Origin of the sequence: Streptomyces sp. N50 (assembly GCF_033335955.1) — a bacterium.
In the GTDB taxonomy this organism is placed as follows: domain Bacteria; phylum Actinomycetota; class Actinomycetes; order Streptomycetales; family Streptomycetaceae; genus Streptomyces.
In genome coordinates this window covers 1,311,994-1,332,926 of the sequence record NZ_CP137550.1, presented here as the reverse complement: position 1 = coordinate 1,332,926, position 20,933 = coordinate 1,311,994, and the positions used below count along the sequence as shown (strand labels likewise).

General features: G+C 67.8%; 16 protein-coding genes and 1 pseudogene. 7 read left to right on the top strand and 10 right to left on the bottom strand.

Annotated features, from left to right (window positions below):
- Positions 1-19: 19 nt before the first annotated feature.
- Positions 20-733 carry a FadR/GntR family transcriptional regulator gene (locus R2B38_RS50565; protein WP_318022944.1) on the bottom strand — a complete coding sequence of 238 codons (714 nt, stop codon included), beginning with the start codon at positions 731-733 and terminating at the stop codon, positions 20-22.
- Positions 734-1,042: 309 nt separating this feature from the next.
- Here R2B38_RS50565 and R2B38_RS50560 point away from each other — a divergent pair, with 309 nt between their 5' ends.
- Entirely contained in the window at positions 1,043-2,350 is a 1,308-nt protein-coding gene (locus R2B38_RS50560; RefSeq protein WP_318022943.1) for an L-fuconate dehydratase, read from the top strand.
- Complete coding sequence (locus R2B38_RS50555; protein ID WP_318022942.1) at positions 2,347-3,105, top strand: SDR family oxidoreductase; 759 nt, start codon at positions 2,347-2,349, stop codon at positions 3,103-3,105. The genes R2B38_RS50560 and R2B38_RS50555 overlap by 4 nt, the downstream gene beginning before the upstream one ends.
- A 76-nt stretch (positions 3,106-3,181) precedes the next feature.
- Here the strand turns inward: R2B38_RS50555 and R2B38_RS50550 are convergent, their stop codons facing one another.
- From R2B38_RS50550 to R2B38_RS50525, 6 genes are all read right to left on the bottom strand, one after another.
- Positions 3,182-4,078: a carbohydrate ABC transporter permease gene (locus tag R2B38_RS50550; RefSeq protein WP_318022941.1), complete on the bottom strand. Its 897-nt coding sequence runs from the start codon at positions 4,076-4,078 to the stop codon at positions 3,182-3,184.
- Entirely contained in the window at positions 4,075-4,995 is a 921-nt protein-coding gene (locus R2B38_RS50545) for a sugar ABC transporter permease (protein ID WP_318022940.1), read from the bottom strand. The genes R2B38_RS50550 and R2B38_RS50545 overlap by 4 nt, the downstream gene beginning before the upstream one ends.
- 68 nt (positions 4,996-5,063) lie before the next feature.
- A complete protein-coding gene (locus tag R2B38_RS50540; protein ID WP_318022939.1) occupies positions 5,064-6,428 on the bottom strand; it encodes a sugar ABC transporter substrate-binding protein in 1,365 nt (454 codons plus the stop codon).
- Between the two features lie 87 nt (positions 6,429-6,515).
- The gene (locus tag R2B38_RS50535) at positions 6,516-7,331 is read right to left on the bottom strand and encodes a GntR family transcriptional regulator (protein WP_318022938.1); all 816 of its coding nucleotides are present in this window, start codon (positions 7,329-7,331) and stop codon (positions 6,516-6,518) included.
- Positions 7,332-7,899: 568 nt separating this feature from the next.
- Positions 7,900-9,267: an FGGY-family carbohydrate kinase gene (locus tag R2B38_RS50530; RefSeq protein WP_318022937.1), complete on the bottom strand. Its 1,368-nt coding sequence runs from the start codon at positions 9,265-9,267 to the stop codon at positions 7,900-7,902.
- A gap of 53 nt (positions 9,268-9,320) precedes the next feature.
- Complete coding sequence (locus R2B38_RS50525; protein ID WP_318022936.1) at positions 9,321-10,103, bottom strand: hypothetical protein; 783 nt, start codon at positions 10,101-10,103, stop codon at positions 9,321-9,323.
- Positions 10,104-10,256: 153 nt separating this feature from the next.
- On the opposite strand from R2B38_RS50525, the gene R2B38_RS50520 reads away from it, so the two are divergent.
- The 3 genes from R2B38_RS50520 to R2B38_RS50510 all read left to right on the top strand — a co-directional run bounded on the left by R2B38_RS50520 (position 10,257) and on the right by R2B38_RS50510 (position 12,890).
- A complete protein-coding gene (locus tag R2B38_RS50520; RefSeq protein ID WP_318022935.1) occupies positions 10,257-11,252 on the top strand; it encodes a dihydroxyacetone kinase subunit DhaK in 996 nt (331 codons plus the stop codon).
- 17 nt (positions 11,253-11,269) lie between these two features.
- Positions 11,270-11,953: a DAK2 domain-containing protein gene (locus tag R2B38_RS50515; protein ID WP_318022934.1), complete on the top strand. Its 684-nt coding sequence runs from the start codon at positions 11,270-11,272 to the stop codon at positions 11,951-11,953.
- Between the two features lie 166 nt (positions 11,954-12,119).
- Positions 12,120-12,890, top strand: a complete 771-nt coding sequence (locus R2B38_RS50510) for a GntR family transcriptional regulator (protein ID WP_317881306.1) — start codon at positions 12,120-12,122, stop codon at positions 12,888-12,890.
- 87 nt (positions 12,891-12,977) lie between these two features.
- Here the strand turns inward: R2B38_RS50510 and R2B38_RS50505 are convergent, their stop codons facing one another.
- From R2B38_RS50505 to R2B38_RS50495, 3 genes are all read right to left on the bottom strand, one after another.
- A complete protein-coding gene (locus tag R2B38_RS50505; protein WP_318022933.1) occupies positions 12,978-14,306 on the bottom strand; it encodes an MFS transporter in 1,329 nt (442 codons plus the stop codon).
- Positions 14,307-14,340: 34 nt separating this feature from the next.
- The gene (locus R2B38_RS50500; protein WP_411978643.1) at positions 14,341-15,336 is read right to left on the bottom strand and encodes an alcohol dehydrogenase catalytic domain-containing protein; all 996 of its coding nucleotides are present in this window, start codon (positions 15,334-15,336) and stop codon (positions 14,341-14,343) included.
- Between the two features lie 476 nt (positions 15,337-15,812).
- Positions 15,813-17,522 carry an RICIN domain-containing protein gene (locus R2B38_RS50495; RefSeq protein WP_318022931.1) on the bottom strand — a complete coding sequence of 570 codons (1,710 nt, stop codon included), beginning with the start codon at positions 17,520-17,522 and terminating at the stop codon, positions 15,813-15,815.
- 1,340 nt (positions 17,523-18,862) lie between these two features.
- On the opposite strand from R2B38_RS50495, the pseudogene R2B38_RS50490 reads away from it, so the two are divergent.
- Together R2B38_RS50490 and R2B38_RS50485 are read left to right on the top strand one after the other, a co-directional pair.
- Positions 18,863-19,158, top strand: a pseudogene (locus tag R2B38_RS50490) (transposase); the annotation flags it as partial.
- A 357-nt stretch (positions 19,159-19,515) separates the two neighbouring features.
- Positions 19,516-20,379 (top strand): hypothetical protein, encoded by an 864-nt coding sequence (locus R2B38_RS50485; RefSeq protein ID WP_317881310.1) that lies wholly within the window; start codon positions 19,516-19,518, stop codon positions 20,377-20,379.
- Positions 20,380-20,933: the final 554 nt, after the last annotated feature.

Here is a 20,933-nt window from a genome sequence, read left to right as displayed (position 1 = left end):
GGCCGGGGGAAGGAAGCGCCTAAACGGCTGAGTCGTCCCCGGGGAGCCGGCCGCCCCGTGCCAGGTGCTCGCGCAGCCATCGCTCGGTGGTGCTGACGTGCATCAGCGCCGCCGCCTGGGCGAGCACGGCATCACCGTCGGCCAGCGCCTGGTAGATCGCCTCGTGTTCGGCGAGGGTGCGGCCGGCGGCGTTGTCGTCGACCAGTCCCCGCCAGACACGGGCACGCAGCGTCCGGCCGGAGATGCCCTCCAGGAGGGTGGCCAGCGTGGCGTTGCCGGTGGCCGCGACCACGGCCCGGTGGAAGGCGGCGTCGTGCTCGTTGAGGCGCTCCACGTCGTCGCGGGCCGCCCGCATCGCGTCCAGGTGTCGCTCCACCTCGCCGAGCTCGGTGGCCGAGATCCGCGTGGCGGCCAGCGCCGTGGCGACGGGCTCGAACAGTCGGCGCACCTCGGTGAGCTCCAGCAACGTGTCGCCGTGCAGCAACTCCACCGCGGATCCGATGCTGCTCAGCAGCAGCTCCGGTTCCAGGGTGGTCACGTAGGTGCCGTCCCCGCGCCGGATCTCCAGCACCCGCGCGACGACCAGCGCCTTCACCGCCTCCCGCATCAGGTTGCGGGACAGGCCCAGCTCCGCGGCGAGCTGTTGCTCGGGCGGAAGTTTGGCCCCGGGGAGCAGCTCGCCCGACTGGATGAGGTCCCGGATGCGGTCGATGGCCTTGTCGGTCAGTGACATGCGTGGCCGTCCCCTCGTCGTTGCGTGCGCAGCGGCACCGTAGCAATACATCCCATGACGTTGGAAGACATGGGATGACTGAATCGGCTGCCGCAACCACGAAAATTTCGTGAATGTCGCAGGTCAGAAGCGAAATAATCCGACTCTCTCCAATCCAGCTATGGACACAGCGGCGAACGAAGACTAAAAATCCATCCCATGTCCGAAGACTGCTGTTGCAGCGCGGACATGCCATGGACACATGACGATGGGTGGTTGCCATGACCCCGAAACGACACCTCGGCCTCCCGGCCACGAAGGCCGGTCACCATGAGTGAACTGATCAGCGCTGTCGACGCGGTCGACGTACGGTTCCCGACCTCTCTGGAACTCGACGGCTCCGACGCGATGAACCCCGAACCCGACTACTCGGCCGCCTATGTGACGATCCGTACGAGCGGCGGCGACGAGGGTTATGGGCTCGCCTTCACCGTGGGGCGCGGCAACGACGTGGAGGTCGCCGCCGTACGTGCGCTGGCCCCGCTGGTGGTCGGCCTGTCGGTGGAAGAGGTCCTGAACGACCTCGGCGGTTTCTCCCGGCGGTTGACCGGCGACAGCCAACTGCGCTGGCTGGGCCCGGAGAAGGGGGCCATCCACATGGCCGCCGCGGCGATCGTGAACGCCGTGTGGGACCTGTACGGCCGCCGTACGGGGAAGCCGGTCTGGCAGTTGCTGGCCGAACTGTCCCCGGAGCAGTTGGTCGACCTGGTCGACTTCCGCTATCTGCAGGACGCGCTGACCCGCGACGAGGCCCTGGACATCCTGCGCCGCGCCGAACCGGGCCGCGCCGAACGCGCCGCGCACCTGCTGGAGCACGGTTATCCGGCGTACACGACGACACCCGGCTGGCTCGGCTACGACGACGAGAAGCTGGTGCGGCTGTCGAAGGAAGCGGTCGCCGACGGGTTCTCCCAGATCAAGCTGAAGGTCGGCGCCGAACGCGCGGACGACGAGCGCCGGATGCGGCTGGCCCGCGAGGCGGTCGGCCCGGACATCAGGATCGCCGTCGACGCCAACCAGGCGTGGGGCGTCCAGCAGGCCATCGACTGGATGCGGGCGCTCGTGCCCTACGACCCGTACTGGATCGAGGAACCCACCTCCCCGGACGACATCCTCGGCCACGCCGCCATCCGCAAGGCGCTGGCGCCCGTGAAGGTGGCCACCGGTGAGCACACCCACAACCAGGTGATGTTCAAGCAGCTGCTCCAGGCCGGTTCGCTCGACATTCTCCAGATGGACGCGAGCCGCACTGCGGGCGTCACCGAGAACGTCGCCATCCTGCTGCTGGCCGCCAAGTTCGGCGTCCCGGTCTGCCCGCACGCCGGCGGGGTCGGCCTGTGCGAGATGGTGCAGCACTTGGCGATGTTCGACTATGTCGCCGTCAGCGGCACCACCGAGAACCGCGTGATCGAGTACGTCGACCATCTGCACGAGCACTTCACCGATCCCGTACGCATCCGGGAAGGCCACTACCTCGCGCCGACCGCCCCCGGTATCAGCGCCGAACTGCACCCGGACTCCGTGGCGGCCCACCGCTACCCCGAGGGCCCGGTGTGGGAAGCGAAGGCCGCGACATGAGCACGGACGAGTTCGCCGGGCTGACCGCGCTGGTCACCGGTGGCGCCTCCGGCATCGGCCTGGCCACCGCTCAGTTGCTCGCCGCACGTGGGGCACGCGTGGCCTGCCTCGATCTCAAGCCGGACGACGTACCCGAACCCCTCATCGGGATACAGGCCGACGTGGCGGACGACACCGGCGTACGGACGGCCGTCGAGGAGGCCGCCCGCAGGCTCGGGGGCATCGACATCCTCGTCAACAACGCGGGGATCGGCGCCCAGGGCACGATCGAGGACAACACCGACGACGAGTGGCGTCGCGTCTTCGAGGTCAACGTCTTCGGCATGGTGCGGGTGACCCGTGCCGCGCTGCCGCACCTGCGGCGCTCGCACAGCGCGGCCGTCGTCAACACCTGCTCCATCGCGGCCACGGCGGGGCTGCCCGACCGGGCCCTGTACTCGGCCACGAAGGGCGCCGTCCTCTCCCTCACCAGGGCGACCGCCGCCGACCTCGTGCACTTCGGGATCCGCGTCAACTGCGTCAATCCCGGTACGGCCGACACCCCCTGGGTCGGGCGCCTGCTGGACAGCGCCGCCGACCCCGAGGCCGAACGCGCCGCCCTGAACGCCCGTCAGCCCATGGGCCGCCTGGTCAGCGCGGAAGAGGTTGCTGCGGCCATCGCCTACCTGGCGAGCCCGCTCTCCGGCTCCACCACCGGCACCGATCTCGCCGTCGACGGCGGCATGCACGGACTGCGGATCCGCCCGCGCGCCTGAACACGGCTGTCCGGCATACCGCAGCAGCAAGGAGATCGAGAAGGCGTTGTCATTCGGGAGTCGAGGACCGCACGCGTCACTTCACCGCTCCGAACAACAGGCCACGCACCAGACTGCGCTGGCACACCCAGCCGAGAATGACGACGGGGATGCTCACCACGGTGGCGACGGCGGCTACTTGGGCGGTGTAGAGCTCACCGAAGGACAGGAACTTCTGCATGAACAGGGGCAGCGTGGAGGTGGTCGTCGTGAGGTTGACCGCGTAGAAGTACTCGTTCCAGGAGAACACGCAGCACAGCAGGGCCGTTGACCACAGGCCGGGTCGGACCAGCGGAAGCACGATGCTGCGCATGATGCGTATCCGGCCGGCCCCGTCGATCGCCGCGGCTTCGAGTACCTCGCCGGGTACCTCCTGGAGGAACGAGCGGATCATCCATACGGCAAGCGGGAGGTTCATGCCCAGGTGCAGGATCAGCAGCACCACCACGGTGTTCAGCAGGTGCAGGTGCTGGGCGACCACGTAGATCGGGATGATGCCCGCGGCGACGGGCATCATCTTGGTGCTGATGAAGAAGAACAGCACGTCCTGCGTCTTACGGACCGGCCGCACCGACAGGGCGTAGGCGGCAGGGGTGGCCAGCAGCAGTACCAGGATCGTCGAGACGACGGCGACGACGATCGAGTTGCCCGCGTATGCCCAGAAGCCTGCCTGGAACGTGCTCCGGTAGTGCTCCAGTGTCGGGTGGAACACGAGCTTGGGTGAGGGCGACGCCGCATCGGTCTCGGTTTGGAAGCTCTTGAGCAGCATGTACGCGATCGGCGAGAACAGAACGAGCGATCCGAGCCAGCCGAGTACGGCCACGGGCCAACTGGCCTGGTCGTTGGCAGGTCGGCGCCGACGCCGGCGCGGGCGGTTGTGTGGCCCGGGAGAGACAGTCTTCTTCTCCGATGGGTGCAGGGCCGTGGCGGTCATCGTCGTCCTTCCTTCTGGAAGATGCCGGACAGCAGGCGTAGCGCCGGCAGCGCGAGTGCGATGGTGAGCACCAACGTGACCAGCCCGTATGCCGAAGCGGTGCCGAAGTCGAAGGAGTTGAACGCACGCAGATACACGTAGTAGGTGATGTTGGTCGTCCCGAACGCGGGACCACCGGCCGTGAGCAGGGCGATCTCGCCGAACGTCTGGATGATGTTCATGCTGAGCAGCAGCGCGGTCAGTTCGAGAAAGGGTCGCAGGTGCGGGAGGACAACGTTGCGGAACTGCTGCCACCAGTTCGCGCCGTCGACGCGTGCGGCCTCCAACTGATCGTCTGGCAGCGCCTGCAGTCCGGCGAGCAGCACGAGCATCGCGAACGGTGTCCACCGCCACGAGGTGATCATGATGATGGAGAGCATCGACTGCTCGCTCAGCCAGTTCACGCGCGGCAGCCCGACGGAATCGGTGAGCCAGCCGAGGAGTCCGAAGGAGGGGTCGAACATGGCGCTGCGCCAGAACAGTGTGACCGCCACGGGCATGACGAAGAACGGTGTGATGGCGAGCGTGCGGGCGATGCCGCGCCCCGGGAACTTCTTCTGCAGCAGCATCGCCAGGACCAGCCCGACGAGCATGCTGGCGATCGTCGCGCCGCCGGTGAGGACCACCGTGTTCTTGATGGCCTTCCAGAACGTGTCGTCGCCGAAGGTGGTCCGGAAATTGTCGAGGCCGGCGAAGCCCTTGTGGCCGGGGTTGAGCAGGTTCCAGTGTTGCAGCGAGTACCAGATGGTCAGGGCGAACGGGATCTGTGTCAGCACGAGCGTGATGACGAGTGCCGGCAGCAGTGGGGCGCGTCGGCTCCACGACCCGCGCCGGGTTGGTGACTTCACCGGGACAGCCGGCTGGCTGATGGTGGTCATGGCTCACTTCCTCCTGAGAGTCGGGCGGCGTGATGGGCTGTTGCACCTCTCACGCCGCCCAGCTGCGGCTACTTGAGGTAGCCGGCCTTCTTGACCACGGACTCGGTGTAGGACTGGGACTTCTTCAGCGCCTGCTGCACGCTCTGGGTGCCGGCGATGGCTCCCGCGACCTGCTGCGAGACGTAGTCACCGATGTCGGTGAACTCGGGGATCTGCACGTACTGCACTCCGGTGTAGGGCACCGGATCGACGGTCGGCTGCTTCGGGTTGGCGGCGTTGATCGAGGCCAGGGTCAGATCGGCGTAGGACTTGGCCGCGCTCTGGTACTGCGGGATCGAGTAGGTCGAGGTGCGCGAACCGGGCGGGACGGAGTCCCAGCCGGCCTTGGTGCCGGCGAGTTTGATGTACTCCTTGCTGGTCGCCCAGGAGATGAACTTCCAGGCGGCGTCCTTGTGCTTGCTGGACTGGGTGATGCCCAGCCCCCAGGACCACAGCCAGCCGGACGCCTTGGTCTGATCCACGGGCGCCATCGCGAACCCGAGGTTGTTCTTCACCTGCGCGGTGGCCTCCTGCAAGGCGGATCCGGCGAAGACCGTGTCGTCGTACCACATCGCGGTCTTGCCCTGGGCGATCTGCTGGAGGCAGCCCTCCCAGCCGTCCTTGGCCGCGTCCTGCTGGCCGTGCGCGCGCAGCAGGTCGACGTAGAACTTCACGGCCTTCTCGGTTGCGGGCGAGGTGAGTTGCGGCTGCCACTTCTCGTCGAACCAGCGGCCGCCGAAGGTGTTGATGACGGTGGTCAGGGATGCCAGGTTCTGGCCCCAGCCGGGCAGGCCGCGCAGGCAGATGCCGGAGACGCCGTCCTTCTTGTCGTCCAACTTGGCCGCAGCCGCCGCGACCTGCTGCCAGGTCGGCTTCTGCGGGATCGTGACTCCGGCCTTCTTCGCCAGGTCCTTGCGGTAGAAGAGGAAGGAACTCGACCCGTAGAAGGGGGCGGCGTACAGCTTGCCATCTGCCGACACGATGTCCTTGATCGGCTGGAGGACGTCGTTCTCGTCCCATGCCGTGTCCTTGGAGACGTAGCTGTCGAGCGGGACGATCCAGCCGTTCTTCGCCCAGATCGGCACCTCGTAGCTGCCGATCATGGCCACGTCGTACTGGCCCGCCTTGGTGGCGACGTCCTTGGTGACGGCCGGGCGCAGGTCGTTCTCCGGCAGGGTGGTGAACTTGACCTTGATCCCCGGGTTCTTCTGCTCGAAGTCGGAGATCAGGCTCTCGGCCGTCTTCATCTGAGGGTTCGCCGCGAGCGCCACGGTGATCGTGGTGTTGCCCGAGGCGTCCTGCCCGGCCGAGGGGTCGGAGCAGGCGGCAGCAGCAGTCAGGGTGCCGACGACGACGGTCGCCGTGATGAGTTGTCTACGTCCGGTGCGGGGCATGGAAGTTTCTCCTTGAGGACGGGAAGGGCAGAACTGCCGCCTTCGTTCTGTCGGGGCGGGTGGGGGATCGTGTGGGGTCTGGGCGGATCAGGGGCTGACGAGCCGGCCGATCTCTGGGGAGGGGGATGCCGTCCGGGTGGGGGCGGGAGCGCCGACCTGGATCTCGACGTGCACCACGTCGCTGCGGACCCAGACCTCGTGGTGCTCGAAGGGCACCAAGCGCGTGTCCCACGAGGTCGACCTGACTTTCAACAGCGGTGCGCCGTCCGGGACTTGGAGCAGGTCGGCGACCTTCCCCCGCGCGGTGACGGCCTCGACTGTGCGGGACGCGCCCGCGACCGTGTAACCGCCCTTGCTCAGCGTGTTGTTGAGAGAGCCTTCTCCTGCCGGAACGTCGCTGCGTGACACCAGCTCGCCGACCAGCGGGGGCAGGTAGTTGGCGGAGAAGAGCGCCACCTTGCCGTCGAGCTTGCGAAGCCGTTCGAGGATGTAGCCGTCGCTGCCAGGAGCCATGTGAAGTTCCTCGGCCGAGTGCGTCGGCAGTGTCGCCTTCTCGGCACGCAGCACCTGGGTGGTGACCCGTCGCTGGTGCCCCGCCACCTCGTTCTCGAAGAAGCCCTCCCGGCCCTGCAACAGCCACCCCCGGCGCGGCGGCATCGAGGCGAAGGCCCCTCGCCGTGATATGCGGGCGACCCAGCCCTCCTCCTCCAGCAACCGCAGGGCCTCTCGGACCGTGGCACGGGAGACGTTCCAGGTGGCGGCCAGTTCGCCCTCGCTGGGCAGACGGTCGCCGGCGGCTACGGCACCCGTCGAGATCTGGTCACGGATGCGCTCGGCAAGCTGCAGGTAGTACGGCTCAGCCGAAATGCGATCGATGGCCTGAGCGCTGTTCGATCCGCTCATGAGGTGCTCCAGAACTCAAGGTCCCGCAGTCTTGTACGTACAGGCCGGTCAGCCTGGACAGTCCGGACTGTATGCATTGGTTTTCGGCCGCGTCAAGAGTCTGTTAACTACGAAAATGGGCGACCGCCGAGGAGGCGATGGCGACACATTTCGCGACGCGGATCGGTGTGGCGCCCAGAGCTTCGACCGCGGCTTCTGCGCACCTGTCTTCGTAGGCACGGCATGGTTGTGGAGGGGGTGGCTGGCGTATCCCTCACCGACGCGGACAGGCTTCTGCCCACTGCGCCGATCGCGGCGGCGGGCAGAAGGCGGAGCACAGCAACGCGTCCGACCATGTCGTCGACGGCTGTCCGGCGTCCGCGCGCTGTCGTGGTTCGGGCGGTGGCTTCACGCCCGCCGGCACCTGCGCCGTGGGCAGGCTGGTGTGAACACGCTTGTGGCCGTTGCCGGTTCACGTGCTGAAAGGGGCCACCGTGCTCGCGCGTCCGGCCGTCAGAGGGGAGGGCGCGAGCACGGCAGTCTGCTGAATGGCCGGCGCCTGCGGTGGGTGTTGGGGTGACCCGCTCGCTCATCGACCGGCTGTTGCACCTCGCAGTCCTGCCTCTGCCCCGGGGTTCAGGGCGGCGGTGACGGACGGTTTCCAGTCGAGGGCCCGGGCGGCGAGGAGTGCCGCGCCCACGGCTGTTACTTCCGGTTCCGCGATGACGTGGGCTGCCGTGCCGGTCACCGCTTGCTTGATGTCGAGCCAGCCGCGGGAGCGGGCCCACCCGCCCGCGGTGTAAACAGGCGCGTCCGGCTCGGCGAGGGCCTGTACGGCGGCGATGGCAAGGCCACCGCGTCGCGCCAGTGCGCCGAGTACGGCAGATGCCCTGGAGTGCGGGTCGAACGCGGAATGGGGCGCGTAGAAGGGCGTATGGCCGCCCGCCGCGCCGGGGTGGAAGGTGTCCGAGAACAGATGATCGTCGGGTGTGGCGCTGCCGGAGATCAGACGGTCGAGGGCATCGGCCACGGCCGGATCCTGCGACGCCCATGCGACGTTCCGGGCGAGTTCCTCCACGTGGAGAACGGTGGCACCGAAGGTGTTGTGAATGCCGGGTGAGACATCGACGGCCCCAGGCACATGGCTGGGCGGAGCATGTGTCTGCGCGACGACTACTTCCGCGGTGCCCATGGAGTCGAGGACGGCTCCGGGGCGTAGCTGATGGACGCCCCAGCCGCCGACGGGGTGGTCGTGCCCTCCGGCCACCACGAGGGCGCCGGGCCTGAGGGCGCCGGTGTTCCGCAGCCGCTCGGAGCGTACGTGGCCGACGACGGCTCCCGTCGGCATGACCGTGGGCAGCAGTTCGGAGGCGCCGAGAGTCGCCTGCACGCGGCTGGTGTGCCAGGTGCGTGCGAGCGGGCGCCAGGCCCCGGTCCGCGCGGCGAGGGTGTCACTGAGGAATGCCGTGCCGCTCCAGCGGCAGGCGGCGTAGTCGGTCAGGGCGAGCCAGGCCGCCGCTCGATCGGCTCCGGGCTGACCGCGGGCCCAGGCCCAGCCGACCAGTGTGCGGGCGGCGTCGGTGGAGGTGCCGACGTCGTCGGCGGGGTCGAGGTGGTGTCGCAGCTCGCCGAATAGTTCGGTACGGCGGGGGTCGAACCAGGCCAGCGCCGAGGTGAGCGGTGTGAGTGAGGCATCGGCCAGAACGCCGTCCTCACCGATGCCGGCAGCGCAGAGCGCCGCGATGGCATAGCGTTCCCCACAGGCTTCGACGGCCATCTCTTCGAGGCACTCGAAGAGCCGTGCTGCGTCGATCGAGGGATCGTCGACGGACCGCGGGGTGGCGCGGCGTACGCGGGTGACGACGTGGCCGGCCGAGTCGAGCGCCACCACTTTGACGTTCGTGCTGCCGATGTCGATGCCGAGTACGGCATCCGCCCGTTGCGGCGAGGTTCCCACGCGCTTGTCATCTCCTTCGATCGACGCGGCGGCTCATGTCCCTGCGGCGCGGATCAGTCGTCGAAGCTGACGCTGCGGGTGAGGGCGGCTACCTCGGACAGGAGCTTCTCGGCGACGTCGGTCTCGCGCTGCCATATGTTGCGTCCGACGATGACACCACGTGCACCGGCGCGGATGGTCTGGGCGATGGCGTCGACGGTCTCGGAGGGCTCTCCGGTGAGCGGGCCGCCGGCGATCACGAGGGGTACCTTGAGTTCTTCGACGAGGCGGCGGGTGCGCTCCTCCCCGGGGAAGGCGATCTTGATGATGTGGGCGCCGAGGTCATAGGCGATGCGCGCGATCTTCTCCTCTTCGACGATGACCTCTTCCCTGCGCGGGGCACCGATGAGGACGGGTTCGAGGATCAGCGGGATGTCCCAGGCGTCGCAGGCGGTGACTACGTCGCCGACGCGCTTGCACAGGGCGGCCTGCTCGACGCGGGAGACGTTCCAGGGGAAGAGCATCTTGACGGCGTCCACGCCCATGCGGACAGCCTCCTCGACGGTGGTGATGAGGCTGTGGGAGCCGCCGCCGTCGTTCTGGGCGTAGTCGTAGAAGGTGTCGATGGTCAGTACGCGGGTCAGGTGCGGGTTGCGGGCGAAGAAGGCCTCGGTCTGCTTGACCTGGCCAGGGGTCATCATGAAGCCGGTGATGTCCTTGTCGCCCCACGTGGCGAAGGGCGCGGAGGGGGTCTCCAGGCCCTCGATCCGATTGAAGATCAGCCCGTGGTCGACGGGCATGATGATGGCGACCCGGTCGCTGGGGAGCGTGCGGCGCATCCGGTATTCCATGGACATGGCTGTCTTGTCCCTCTCGTCGTGAGCGCGTGATCCGCTGGTCGGGCGGGGTGCGGTCTCGCCTGCCACTAAGTTGTACGTACAGTCTGGACTGTCCGAACAGTAGGCTCTAGCGTGAGACCGGTCAAGACCCGAGCAAAGGAGCACGGCGCCATGCACCGGCACATCGTGAATCGCCCCGAGCACGCCGCAGAGGAAGCTCTCGAAGGGCTCGCTCTCACACATCCACAGCTGCTCGCCTACGACCGCGCGGCGGGCATCGTCACCCGGGCACAGCGGGCCAGGGAGAAGGTCGGACTGGTCTCCGGCGGGGGCTCGGGCCACGAGCCGCTGCACGCCGGCTTCGTGGGCGCCGGCATGCTCGATGTCGCGGTGCCGGGTGCCCTGTTCGCCAGCCCGACCGCGCTGCAGGTCCATACGGGCACGGTCGCCGCGGACTCCGGGCGCGGAGTCATACAGATCGTGAAGAACTACACCGGCGATGTCCTCAACTTCCAGATCGCCGGGGAACTCGCCGAGGACGACGCGATCAAGACCGAGGTCGTGCTCGTCGACGACGACCTCGCCACGGACGGGGAGGACGACGGGCCCGGCCGGCGCGGCACGGCCGCCGTACTCGCCGTGGAGAAGATCTGCGGCGCCGCCGCGGAAGCGGGGGCCGACCTGGTCGACGTGGCCGACCTCGGCCGGCGGGTCGCGAGCAGCGCCCGCACCCTCAGCCTCGCGCTGACCGCGGGCACCCATCCCGGCGCCGAGGAACCCGCCTTCGTCCTGCCCGACGGCGAGGTCGAACTCGGCGTGGGCATCCACGGCGAACGCGGCAGGGGCCGTATCCCCTTCGCGGACGCCGACACCCTCATTGCCCAGCTGGTCGACCCGGTCGTCGCCGCTCTGGGGCTCCACCCAGGCTCGGCGGTGATCGCCATCGTCAACGGTCTCGGCGGGACGTCCCCACTTGATCTGTCCGTAGCCGCCCGCTCCGTCCACCACCGCCTCGGCGATCTGGGCGTCACGATCGAGCGTTCCCTGGTCGGCTCCTACGTGACGTCCCTGGACATGCACGGGATATCGGTGACCCTGCTGCCCGCCGACGCCGACCTGCTTCCCCTCTGGGACGCCCCCGTGCGGACCCCCGCCCTGACCTGGTGACAAGACAAGGACGCACCATGACCGACACATCCGTGGACATCACGCTGGCCGACGGCTTCGGTCACCGCTGGGCCGAGATCCTGATGAACACCTTCCTCCAGGGCCGTGCCGAGGACCTCGGCCGACTCGACCGACTGACCGGCGACGGCGACTTCGGCAACAACATCGCCTCCGCCCTCCGGCGGGCCCAGCAGAGCATCGACGCGGAGGAACCGCAGGACTACCGCGGCTGGCTGACCGCTGTCTCCCGCGGCTTCCTCGGCACCGGCGGCACCAGCGGCCCGCTGTTCGGCATGTTCTTCCGCGACCTCGCCCACTGCTCCGACGATGGCGAGCCCACCCTCGGCGAACTCTCCAATGGGCTGACCGCCGCCGTGGCCACCGTGCAGCGTTATGGCAAGGCCGAGGTCGGCCACAAGACCATGATCGACGCGCTCGTGCCCGCCGCCCGGACTCTGGAATCGCTGCTGCCCGGCACTGATCCGGTCCAGGCACTCCATCGCACCGCACAGGCGGCCATCGAGGGTGCGCGCAGCACAGCCGGCCTGGTCGCCAAGCGGGGCCGCGCCAGCTATGTCGGGGAGGTGGCCCGAGGAGTGCTCGATCCCGGGGCGGCCGCGGCCGCCATCGTGCTCCAGGCGGCGGCCGCCGCGCAGTCCACCGCCGACCCGGGCCTGGACACCGGCTGGATCAACGCCTGACGCACCGCGTGCGGCGGGGGCGTGGCCGTTCGTGGCTTCACCCCCGCCGTCTTCTATCGCTCCGGAGGCTCACATTGACTGGATGGTCCGGACAGTACAGACGGCGCATTACGATGAAGACCCCCGGCATTGTCGTCACTGTCGGGGTCAGCGGAGGGAGCGCACCGTGACGCTATCGGGGGCCATCGACCGGCAGTCCTCGACGCCCTACTACCAGCAGCTCGTCGAAGCACTGGAGCACCGGCTCACCGGTGGTGAGATCCCGCAGGGCGAGAGGCTTCCGAGCGAGAACGAGCTGGGCAAGGAGTTCGGGCTGTCGAGGGCGACGGTCCGCCAGGCGTTGCAGGTTCTGGAGTCCCAGGGTCTGGTGACGCGGGTGACCAACCGGGGCGTCTTCGCCACCCAGCCGCCCGCCGAGGACGAGGGCTGGACCATCCAGCAGCCCCAGGGCTTCCTGGAGAACGCCCTCAGCCACCAGAACACCTCCGTGACCACCCAAGTGCTGCGCCACGGGCCGACCATCCTGCCCGCGTTCGCGTGCCAGCAGTTGAAGGTGCCGGAGAACACCGCCGGCTACGAACTGGTCCGGCTGCGCACCCTCAACGGCGTGCCCGCGCTGTACAGCATCAACTACAGTCCGCCGGACCTGGTTCCCGCGATCGCCGCAGCCCATGACGTGCTCGACGGCCAAGCCTCCCTCAGCCAGGCCCTGGCAGCCGCCGGATACAGCCTCGGTGGCGCGCACCGTTCGGTACGGGCCGTGGCTCCGTCCCCCGAGATCGCCGCCGCCCTGGACATCAAGCCGACCACGCCCACCCTGCACATCCGCTCCACCTCGTGGACTCCGACAGGGCAGCACTTCGACGTCTACGACACCTGGGTCCGCAGCGACATCGTTCCCCTGGAAGTCAACGTGGACGCCACAGGCAGCTCCTGAACCCCGGCACCGGCGACGCGATCCGGCAGAGGGCGGCCACCGTGCACCCGCACGGTGGCCGCCGCTCTTCCCTGGCCGGGGTCCGTGTCACGCGCTGGCCCGTTCGGCCGCCGGGGCGGTGACCTGTGCCAAGGGGGGACCTTCCGCCACCGCCTGCTGCGATTCCTCGGGAATCCGCAGCCAGCACACCGCGATCCCGGCCAGCACGTACAGGCAGGCGAAGACGACCGTCACCCCGCCCGGGCCGATCAGGCCCAGGAACACCGTCACGATCAGCGGCCCGACAAAGGTGGCGGCACCGGCTCCGAGGTTGAGCACCGCGATGGCGTTGCCCTTCTGCCCGGGGGCCATTAGCGACATCAGCACCGAGATCGGCGTGAAACCGGCCAGGGTGATGCCGTACAGCGCCGCGCACAGCACAGCCACCCAGTACCGGTCACTGAGGTGGACGGGCAGGAAGTACAGGCACAGGGAGCTGACCGCGGAGGCGACGCAGCCGAACCAGCGCAGGGTGCGGTGCCAGCCCAGACGGTCGCTGAGCACTCCGAAGAAGAGATTGGCGAAGATGTTCGCCGCGCCCAGGACGAACACCAACTGCAGCCACCCCGAGGTGCCGAAGTGCAGGTCGTCGGCGAACACCGTGGGCAAGAAGACGAGGAACCCGAACTGCGGTGCGGTGTTGACGATCCGCACCAGGCACCCGATCGCGATGCGCGGCTGGGAGAAGAGGATGGCGACGCTGTTGGCAATGCTGCGCCCCGCGGACACCTCCGGCGCCGCCAGACGCTCGCCGCCCGTCGCGTGACGGATTCCGGTCAGCGCGGTGATGCCGCCCGTGACGACCAGCACGAGGGAGATCCACAGGGTCGCGTATTCGCCGATCAGCGGTTCGCTGCCGCTGGCCAGGAGCGAGCCGAGGGTCGGCAGGCCGCCGGTGAAGGCGAAGTAGAACCACCCCACGGCCGAGCCGAGCCGGTGCGCGGGACTGCCGGCCAGCACCCACACCAGGAAGCCGTAGGCGAAGAAGGGATAGCCGAAACCGCGCAGGCCGTAGGCCAGCAGCATCAGCGGATAGTTCTCGGTGGGCAGGGCGACGGCCAGGAAGACGACCTCCAGGCTGCCCCAGACGGCAAGGCCCAGCCACATGACCCGGCGCGGCCCCCACACATCCGACAGGGCCCCCGAAAGCCAGGACCCGGCCGTGACCACCGCGCCGTAGACGGTGATGGCGACCGCGGCCCTGGTCTCCGATCCGGCGCCGTGGTCGGCCAGGTAGGGGGAGATGTAGCCGGACTCGACCCCGTCGCCGATCATGAACAACAGCAGACCGACGAACCCCCACACCAACGGACGTGGCAGGCCGAGCCGGTCGATCAGGCCCTGCTCACTGCGGGCCGGCGAAAGAGATGCGGACATGAGCGTCTTCAATCGTCTCGACAAGAGTGTGGCATCACCGCTGCGGAAGGATGTGAACCTTGCGGGCGCCGTCGGACCGGGCAGCCTCAAGGGCAGCGGCGTAGTCCTCAAGGCCGAAGGAATGGGTGACCATGCCCTCCGACAGTCGGGGAAGATCCAACACCGCAGCGACCGCGTCGGGGTAGGCGGTCGCCAGCGACTGCGAGCCCACCAGGGACAGCTCACGATCGAACAGGTCATAGGGGAACAGGTCGATCGAGGACTCGGGGCTGACCACGCCCATCTGCAGCAGAGTCCCACGCTTGGCCAGCCGCTCCAGCGCATCCGACACGGCGGAAGGATGACCGCTCGCCTCGATGACCAGGTCGACGTCATGACCGGCGGGCCGCTCACCTGGTGCGTGCACCGCATCGGCACCGAACTCCACGGCCGCGTCGCGGCGCACCGCGCTCGGCTCGATGACACCGATGGACTGAGCCCCTTGGGCCTTGGCGTAGGCCACGGCCAACAGGCCGATCGAACCGGCCCCGTACACCAGCACTCGCAGACCCTTGAGCGGGCGGATACGCGAGGCGGCATGCAGAACGCAGGCCAGCGGCTCGATCAGGGCTCCCGCGGCGAAGTCCAGCCCCTCCGGCAGCCGGTACACCACCTTGTTCGGAACACTCACCAACTCGGCGCAGGCCCCGTCGATGGTCACCCCGATCGCCATCAGCTCCGGGCACAGGTTCGTCGCCCCGGCCTGGCACTGCTCGCACACTCCGCACGCGACGTTCGGGTCCACACACACGCGGTCTCCGGCAGCGAACCGTTCGACGCCGAGGCCGACGGACACCACCGTGCCGGCGAACTCGTGACCGGGCACGACCGGGAAGCGGCCGGTGGGGTAGTCCCCACTGGCGAGATGCAGATCCGTACCGCAGATGCCGACTGCGGCAGGAGCGATCACGACCTCACCGGGTCCGGGTTCAGGATCAGGCAGCTCTCGGATCTCGACGGATCCCCGTCCATCCAGGATTACCGCACGCATCGTCGCGTCCTCTCACTGGCTCGCGCTGAGCAAGGAACCCAGCCACACAGGTCGCCGATGGTGTCCCTGCACCGGCGAACACCCAGCACGGTAGGCGGTCCTATCTCTGCTGTCCATACGTTACGTACTGTACGTACAGCATTTTGCCCGGCCTGTCCGTGGTGAGGCGGGCGTCGTGGTCCATGTCCTGCGGACCGGGGCGCAGGATGTGTGGTCACGGCCGATACAGGCTGCGCCAGGCCGAAGGGCGAGGTGTCCCGAGGGCGGTGCGCTGACAACTGATGAGCGGTCGTGAGCGTGTCCGGCGGGGAGCGAAGAGATGCCCGCTCGGCACGACCGTCCCCGCTCGACTGACGCCGAAGGGCCGGCGCCACACCGTGCGCCGGCCCAAGAACACGCTCACGTGACCACCCCGGCGGGAGCCCGGCGGCCGGCCGGACTCCCGCTGTGTGCGCTCCCGTTGAGGCGTGCCGTGTCTAGGACGACACCAGCACCAGGGACCACAGCTGAGAGGTGGCGCCGGTGTACGCCTGCTGGACGATCTGCGCGCCGTCGGTGGTGGCTGCTCCGGAAACGGTGAGGGCGAGACCCGAGTTGCGGTTCACCAGCTTGTAGTTGGAGCCGACGGCGACCACCTGCCACTGCTGGTCGTTGCCGCTGTTCTGCACCCACTGCACGGCGCTCGCGCCGCTGGCCGTGCTGGCCGCCAGGATGCCGAGAGCTCGGCCGCTGTTCTTGTCGAGCAGCGTGCTGTATCCGCTGCCGACATCCGTGACGTGCCACAACTGGTCGGCCGACCCGTTGTCGGTCCACTGCACGACGTTCTGCCCGTCGTGCAGGTCCGCGGCGTACACGCCGAGGGCCTTGCCGCTGTTGGCGTTGACGAGCTTGTAGTACGCGCCGGTGGAGTTCCCGAAGTCGATGTCCGCGTAGGAGATGGTGGTCGTCCCGCCGACGATCTCGACTCGGCCCGTGTTGGGGATGTAGGTGAGGCTGCGGCTGTAGGAGGACGCCATCGTCGTGTGCTGCTGCGTCCACGCGCCGGTGCTGCTTCCGCTGGCGTTCGTCCAGACGTCCCCGCTGCCCGCGGCGTTGAAGAGGATCCGCCCGTTCGGCATGCGCATGAGTACTGGGCTTCCTCCACGGGACAGGGCGCTGGAGCCCGATGTCACCGAGAGCGAGGTGACGCCGGTACCCGCGGTACCGCCCACCGAGTAGAAGTGCAGCGGATCGCTGGCGATCTTGTAGCGGACGTTGTCACCGCCACCCCAGTATTCGTAGGTCATCATCCACTTGCCGTCGCTGGTCTGGACGACATTGGTCATGCCGGGACGGCCGCCGCCGATCTCGGTGTAACCGGAAGAATTGGTGACCGTCGTCCCGGAGACATCGACAACCGGGCTGCTCCACGACGAGCTGACGCCGTCCCAGGTCCGGTGCGCGAGGATCTGTGTGGAGGGATCCGGAGTCGTGGCGTTGTTCGGGTCGAGCGTCGGGACGCCGGTCGACGAGTCGTAGCCGGTGTAGTCGTTCTCGTCGGAGTAGTAGGCGACGAGCTGGTTGTTGTAGACCATCAGGTACGGCTCCCAGACGGGGTCGTTCTGGTGGTTGGTGTTCTCGGTGGCAGGGTAGTTCGCGCCGTTGGACCAGCTGCCCGTTGTGATGACGTTGACGACATTCCACGTCGCGCCCGAGTCGGTGCTTGAGTAGAGCGCGATCGCCGTGTTGCTGCGGTCGCCGTCGTGCGTCGGCGTGTAGCTGGAGTTGGCTGCCTTCTGGTCGAGGTAGTTGTAGTCGTCGCCCGAGACGACGGTGGCCAACAGCAGTGTGCCGGATGCGAGATTTCCGACTGCCTGGGGCAGCACGTACAGATACGGGTTGGTCCAGTTACTGACGTACGCGGAATAGGCGGGGTTCGACGACGCGTACGCCGGTGCCTTGACGTCTGCCAGTTGCTGCCAGGTCGTGCCGTTGTCGTCGCTCTTGTACACCGGCATTGTCTGGCCGTCGGCCGAACCCGAGGCGGCTACCGTCGACTTCTCGAATGCCGCGACGATCCTTCCGCTCGGCAGCACGGCCGTTTTCGGGTACAGCGCGCAGTTGTTGGTTGCCTTCGTGCAGGATGCGTTGCTCGGGAGCTGGTAGAGGGTGGCGGGATTCGGCGTGGACGCCTGCGCAGGCGTCACGAAGGTCCACAGCGCCGCGGCTATAGCCAGAACAACGATCAAAGCTTTACGCGGATGTCTTGTGCTTTTCATCTTTCCTCCCGAAAAGATAGACAAGATCGGATCTTGGAGTCCGGAGCGAGCCGGGATCCATATGCCGGCGGCCGGTGGTTCCTCTCCGGCTTGGCGGCGCCAAAGCGGAGGTGGGTTTGTCTTCCCCCAGGCATTTGGAGCGGCCCGTTCATGCCGTGGCAAGGGGAAGCCAAGCGTTCGAGTCGCGGACTGAGCCTGCGGATCGGCGCAGTTGAGTCGGGCTCTCGGGTATCAGTTTTCCTGGTTGCGAGTGGGCGAATTCACGGCTTATGGCGTACGCATGCGTCCACCGCTGCTGTATTCACTCGTCGCGCCCGATTCCGCCGAGGGCACGCAGTGCGTGAAATCCGAAGGGAGTCGAGCGACCTGTCCGCGACAGCTGTTCGCAGAGGAAGGCGGGGTTTCGCTTCCCTCAACCGTTGACAGTGACAGGGAAATTGCTGATGTCACGTCTCTGTCGGTGCTTTCGCGGACGACGCGGACCGGATGGGTGGCGGTCCGTTCAAAAGAGGCGGGCAGCCTGCCGTTCCGGCTGCGGTTGTAACGCAGTTCCGATGCCTTCGTACCATCGCGAACAAGGCAACCCCTTCACCTCCTCTGAACTCCCCGACGGGGAGCGGGGATGGGCCAATTATTCGGGCGTGGGGCATCCGTGTCACCAGCGCGTTTCGAAAGTGTTTCGCAGAGGGGTGGTTCACTGTGTATTGACGTGTCGGCGCACCCCTCGCCATCCAGGCGGTTTCAAAGTCCCAGTGATCACGTGATGCGCAGGTCGCGACGGTAGGTCGATGGGTGGTCGGCCCGGTCCGTAGGCAACGAAGCTCCGGTTGATGCCGGTGACCGATCAAGCAGCCTGTATCGTCCGGGGCTTCGATGTGCCGTCAGTTCGTCGGCATCTGTCTGGTCAAGTCGCCCACTCAGCAGCATGGGTTGATCAGGGCGCCGAGCCTGCGGCTGCGGACGCCGGCCGACTCGCGGTATCGAAGCGCCCCGTGGGACGCGCTCGCTCGGCTCGGAGTCCTCGCCCCGACGGTCTACGACGCGCGGATCGCACCGAGCGCAGCGACCACCCGCCGGGTGCTGAATACCGGCTGTCCCGGTGGTCTGGCAGACCTGCTCGGATCGATCCGACCGGGGCCGAAGCCCTCATGGTGGACGGCAAGAACGCCGGGGGATCGCACCACGGCGAGATCTTGGCTGCCCATCTGCTGGCGGGGGGCATCGGTGTCGAGCTCACCGTCACCCCGCTGCGGGTGCAGGACAAGCGAATGAAATCACCTGCTTCGACGAGTTGGATTGATCTGGACGGGCTGTGGGAGATCGCGAAGCAGTTGATCCCTGCGCAGCGGGCGCAGCCGCAGGGTGACGGAAGGCGCACCTGATGAGCCGCTGTTTGAGGCCATCGTCTATCTCTGGTCTGCGGCTGGCGCTCGGCTTCGGTATATCGAAGTCGACGACTCGCCGCCGGTTCCAGATCTGGTCCCGGGCCGGTGTCTGGGGCCGCCCGCACGACGCCGTGCTGCACCGGCTCGACGACGCCGGCTTCGTCGACGTCACCCGCGTCTCTGCCCCGCCCTCGCGTCACTTCTTCACCTGACGCTTTCCGCCCCGAAGCCCACTCGTGGCGTCCCTGGCCTTCGACCCACGTGCGAACCACTCCGCGGCTTCCAGCCTCAGCTATTCACGGACGCCCGCTTCTTCGGCGTCAGCCCGCCACCCTGCGCGTACCTCATGCCCCGGCCTCCCGAAAGGGTTTCGAAGCGCCAGAAGCGCACCCGCCACCGTGAGTTCACGTTCAGTACACACACCCCTGCCAGGGTGCGGTGAATCTGCTTGAACTTGCAAGCAGTCCTTTGCCTCCCCCTCATCGCGTACAACCGGCACGCCGCTGCCGGTCTGGGCACCAGGAGTGAGCCACCACATGCACCCCCCGTTCAAGTCGTCCTCCAAGGCGAACAAGGCCCCCGCCCGCACAAGCGCCCCGATCAAGCGCATCGCCACCGTCGGCGCGCTGGCCCTCGCCTCGACGCTGTCCTTCGTCTCGCCCGCAAGCGCAGCGACCGACATCAGAGGCACCGAATCGTGGAGCACGGACAAGCTGTTGATGAGCCTGTGCACCGGCTCGACCAGCAAGACGTACTGGTGGATCAACGTCAACACCGGCCAGGTGTCGAAGGACACCACGAACGGCCTTCCGGCCAAGAGCCTCCAATCGGGTCTTGAGCGCTTCGAGGGCTCCTGCTACTACCCGCAGTCGTCGAGCTGGACGTGGACCGGCTCGGAGACGGGGGTTACCGAACCCCTGGTGAACTGCGCCTATGGCTCGGGACTCAGCCAGACCGTCCAGGCGAACGGAAGCACCACGAGCACCACGACCAACAGTGTCTCCGGCTCGATCGGCATCGACTGGACCATCCTGGAGAAGGTCCTCTCGGTCCAGGCTGGCGCCAGCTACGAGCACAGCTGGTCGTACGCGAAGCAGTCGGGCTGGTCCGTGTCGACCACCCTCACCGTGAACCCACGCCGGACGGGTTGGCTGGTGCTGCGCCCGGAGATGCGCACGGTGCGCAGCAACCCGGTCTTCCACGTCGACAAGTACTCGTGGGGCAAGTCGGGCGGTGGTCAGGAGAACACCACCACCTGGCGTGGCCGCAGCTACAACGAGATCAGCTCGCGTGGCGCCTACTACGACGCCAAGGCCAACGTGCTCAACTCCCAGGGCAAGCCGTCCGGCAAGTACGTGGCCTACGACCGAGCGGTGAACAGCTCGGACTGCCGAAACTGATTCCGGCACGGGAGGATCTGCCGGGAAGCCGGCGGCGCCACCGCGGGAGAGCAGCGTGCCCCGTCACCTTCAAGGGGTGATGGGGCACGCCGTCGTTGGAGCATCGGGCAAGGGTGCCGCACAGGGGTGGGCCCGTTCACTTGTCCACCGCTTCGGTTCAGGTGAGCCCTGGGACTGCGGGCCATCGGTCTGACACTTCGCCGGGAGCCCCTCTGAGCTGGCCCGAGTCCTGTGGCGGCCGATCTTGTGTGTCTCAGGCTGCGTTCGGAGCGGCCAGGCAACGGTGGTGAGTCGCCTCGGACTCCTCGGGCGGGAGGAGGTCGAGAGCGGAGTGCAGGCGCCCGGTGTTGTACCGGCCCACCCACTGCCCGATGGCGCGTTCGGGCCTGGTCGACGTCTCGCCAGGGGGCTTGGTGTTCGATCAGCTCGGCCTTGAAGGTGCCGTCGAGTGCCTCGGTCATCGCGTTGTCGTACGAGTCAGCGACGGAGCCCACGGACGCGGCGTCGACGTTCGCCAGTCCGTCCTCGCGTATCAGCCGCGGTCATTCCCTCGC

What these genes read in the sequence shown, in the direction of transcription:
- R2B38_RS50535 (WP_318022938.1), bottom strand. Translation starts at nt 7,331, where the DNA reads ATGAGCGGATCGAACAGCGCTCAGGCCATCGATCGCATTTCGGCTGAG.
- R2B38_RS50515 (WP_318022934.1), top strand. Translation starts at nt 11,270, where the DNA reads ATGACCGACACATCCGTGGACATCACGCTGGCCGACGGCTTCGGTCAC.
- R2B38_RS50525 (WP_318022936.1), bottom strand. Translation starts at nt 10,103, where the DNA reads ATGTCCATGGAATACCGGATGCGCCGCACGCTCCCCAGCGACCGGGTC.
- R2B38_RS50520 (WP_318022935.1), top strand. Translation starts at nt 10,257, where the DNA reads ATGCACCGGCACATCGTGAATCGCCCCGAGCACGCCGCAGAGGAAGCT.
- R2B38_RS50500 (WP_411978643.1), bottom strand. Translation starts at nt 15,336, where the DNA reads ATGCGTGCGGTAATCCTGGATGGACGGGGATCCGTCGAGATCCGAGAG.
- R2B38_RS50560 (WP_318022943.1), top strand. Translation starts at nt 1,043, where the DNA reads ATGAGTGAACTGATCAGCGCTGTCGACGCGGTCGACGTACGGTTCCCG.
- R2B38_RS50540 (WP_318022939.1), bottom strand. Translation starts at nt 6,428, where the DNA reads ATGCCCCGCACCGGACGTAGACAACTCATCACGGCGACCGTCGTCGTC.
- R2B38_RS50505 (WP_318022933.1), bottom strand. Translation starts at nt 14,306, where the DNA reads ATGTCCGCATCTCTTTCGCCGGCCCGCAGTGAGCAGGGCCTGATCGAC.
- R2B38_RS50485 (WP_317881310.1), top strand. Translation starts at nt 19,516, where the DNA reads ATGCACCCCCCGTTCAAGTCGTCCTCCAAGGCGAACAAGGCCCCCGCC.
- R2B38_RS50550 (WP_318022941.1), bottom strand. Translation starts at nt 4,078, where the DNA reads ATGACCGCCACGGCCCTGCACCCATCGGAGAAGAAGACTGTCTCTCCC.
- R2B38_RS50545 (WP_318022940.1), bottom strand. Translation starts at nt 4,995, where the DNA reads ATGACCACCATCAGCCAGCCGGCTGTCCCGGTGAAGTCACCAACCCGG.
- R2B38_RS50555 (WP_318022942.1), top strand. Translation starts at nt 2,347, where the DNA reads ATGAGCACGGACGAGTTCGCCGGGCTGACCGCGCTGGTCACCGGTGGC.
- R2B38_RS50565 (WP_318022944.1), bottom strand. Translation starts at nt 733, where the DNA reads ATGTCACTGACCGACAAGGCCATCGACCGCATCCGGGACCTCATCCAG.